This window comes from Amycolatopsis sp. NPDC059021 (assembly GCF_042739895.1).
Classification (GTDB): domain Bacteria; phylum Actinomycetota; class Actinomycetes; order Mycobacteriales; family Pseudonocardiaceae; genus Amycolatopsis.
On sequence record NZ_JBHYIQ010000025.1, the window covers coordinates 9,780 to 12,631 of the forward strand.

At 72.4% G+C, this 2,852-nt stretch carries 1 protein-coding gene and 1 riboswitch; the gene reads right to left on the minus strand.

Annotation, left to right across the window (positions count from 1 at the left end; genetic code table 11):
* Positions 1-71 precede the first annotated feature (71 nt).
* Positions 72-2,372 (minus strand): 5-methyltetrahydropteroyltriglutamate--homocysteine S-methyltransferase, encoded by a 2,301-nt coding sequence (gene metE, locus ACFWX1_RS17125; protein ID WP_378388283.1) that lies wholly within the window; start codon positions 2,370-2,372, stop codon positions 72-74.
* A gap of 120 nt (positions 2,373-2,492) precedes the next feature.
* Positions 2,493-2,649: riboswitch (cobalamin riboswitch) on the minus strand.
* Positions 2,650-2,852 lie beyond the last annotated feature (203 nt).

Below are 2,852 nucleotides of genomic sequence, written 5' to 3' on the forward strand. Positions count from 1 at the left end.
GTGTGGGGGGGGTGGGTCGCGTTCCTTTTTCCCCACCCCCCACACCACCCCCCCCCCCCCCCCACGGAACGTCAGGCGAGTTCGGCGCGGACCTGCCGGGCCGCCGCGACGAGGTTCCGCAGCGCGGGTTCGGCCTCGGCGTACCCGCGGGTCTTCAGGCCGCAGTCGGGATTGACCCAGACGCGTTCGGGCGCCACCGCGCCCACGGCGGTCCGCAGCAGCCCGCTGACCTCGTCGACATCGGGAACGCGCGGCGAGTGGATGTCGTACACGCCGGGCCCGACGCCCCGGCCGAACCCGGCCGCCCCGAGGTCGGTGAGCACCTCCATCTTCGACCGGGCCGCCTCGATGCTGGTGACGTCGGCGTCGAGCGCGTCGATCGCGGGCAGCACCTCGCCGAACTCCGAGTAGCACATGTGCGTGTGGATCTGGGTGGAGTCGGCGATCCCGGACGTCGCGAGCCGGAAAGCCCTTACCGCCCAGGCGAAATACGCCTCGTGCCCGGCCGCGCGCAGCGGCAGCAGCTCGCGCAGCGCGGGCTCGTCGACCTGGACGATCCGGATCCCGGCGGATTCGAGGTCGTGGACCTCGTCGCGGATCGCCAGCGCCACCTGCGCCGCGGTGTCGGCCAGCGGCTGGTCGTCGCGGACGAACGACCAGGCCAGGATCGTGACCGGCCCGGTGAGCATGCCCTTGACCGGGCGTTCGGTGAGCCGCTGCGCGTACGTGGCCCAGCCGACGGTCATCGGCGCCGGCCGCGACACGTCGCCGTACAGGATCGGCGGCCGGACGCAGCGGGAGCCGTACGACTGGACCCAGCCGTGCTCGGTGGCGGCGAACCCGGCCAGCTGCTCGGCGAAGTACTGCACCATGTCGTTGCGCTCGGGCTCGCCGTGCACGAGGACGTCGAGCCCGAGTTCCTCCTGCAGCCGCACGACCCGTTCGACCTCCGCCCGCATCGCGGCGGTGTAGCCCGCCTCGTCGAGCGTGCCCGCCCGATACGCCGCGCGCGCCTTGCGGACTTCGGTGGTCTGCGGGAACGAGCCGATCGTCGTGCTCGGCAGCGCGGGCAGGCCCAGCGCGGCCTGCTGCGCCTCCGCCCGTCGCGGGTAGGGCGCACGGAGAAGATGCTCGGGACGCAGCGACGCCAGCCGCGCCCGGACCCGGGAATCGATCAGCTCCGTCGCGCTCGCGCGGTCCTCCACAGCCGCACGAGCGGAGGAGAGGTCGACATTCTCACGTAGTGCCCTGCCGAGCAGCACGACCTCGTCGACCTTCTGCCGCGCGAACGCCAGCCAGTCCTTGAGCCGGGCGTCGAGCGTGGTTTCCCGCTCGACGTCGTAGGGCACGTGCAGCAGCGAGCACGACGTCGAGACGCTCACGCGCGCCGCGGTGCCGAGCAGGGTCGCCGCGCGGCCGAGCGCGCGGTCGGGGTCGGTGCGCCACACGTTCCGGCCGTCGACCACCCCGGCCAGGACCTCCTTGTCCCGCAAGGCTCCTTGCGTGGCCACCTCGTCCACAGTGGACGGATCGGTGGCCAGGTCGACGGCGATCGCGTCGATCGGGGAGCGGGCCAGCACGCCCAGACCCCGGCCGAGGCCGCCGAAGTACCCGGCGACCAGCAGCTTCGGCCGCGCGGTCGCCTTCGCCAGGACGTGGTAGGCGCGGGTAAGGGCGTTCAGTTCCTTCTCGCCGCGATCCCCGGCGAACGCGGGCTCGTCGAGCTGGACCCACTCCGCCCCGGCGTCGTACAGCTGCTCCAGCAGTTCGGCGTAGCGCAGGAGCAACGCGTCCAGCAGTTCCAGCGGCCGGAAGCCCTCCGGCGCGTTGGCGGAGGCCTTGGAGAGCACCAGGAACGTCACCGGCCCGATGAGCACCGGCCGCGTCTCGAACCCGGCGGCCTTCGCCTCGCGGTACTCGTCGAGCGGCTTCGTGCCGGTGAGGGCGAACGTCGTGTCCGGGCCCAGTTCCGGGACGAGGTAGTGGTAGTTGGTGTCGAACCACTTCGTCATCTCGAGCGCGGGGGCGTCCTGGACACCGCGCGCGGCGGCGAAGTAGGTGTCGAGTGGGGAAAGGCCCAAGCCGGTGAAGCGGGCGGGCAGCGCGTCGAACAGCTCGGCGGTGTCGAGCATCTGGTCGTAGAACGAGAACGTGTTGGACGGGAGGGAATCCAGTCCGGCGGCGGCCAGCTCCCGCCACGTCTCCGCCCGCAGCTCCCGGCCGGTCTCCCGGAGAGCGCTTTCGTCGATCTTCCCGGCCCAGTAGCGCTCGACGGCGCGTTTGAGTTCCCGGTCCGCGCCGATGCGCGGGTAGCCCAGCACGGTGGTCCCGACGGGGTTCTTGCGGTCTTCCGGCACTCGGTTTTCGGGCACAGCTCTCTCCTCGCGAGCTCGTCGAAGGAGCCCGTGCGCGCGCAGGAGTGACCGCGGTTCGGTCGTGCCCATCCCGCGAGGCCCGGACTCACGCGCGCCGTCGGCGCGCGTACCACGGGCAGGTCTTCGGACTCGTGGGCGTGCTGCTCGCGCCTACCGGCCGTCGCTTCCCGGACTCCGCTGATGCGTCCAGTGCTTTACCGTGTCTCGCACGGTGACGGCTTTCGTTCCCACATACCGCTGCGGGGCAGTCCCGGATTCCCACCGGGTTCCCTGTCGCCTCTGCCGGGCACGGCGCACCGCGCCCGGCAGAACCCATGGCATCCCCGAGCCTAGCCGTCCCGTCCGGTCCCGGCCAAGCGTTTCCGAACGGCGAACTCGCGTACCCGGACAGACGACTCGCGTACACAGGCGGGGGAGGTAGCGGCCCGGCCCCGGACCCCGCGCGTGGGGGGTGGGGGGGGGTGGGCTCGGCCGCGG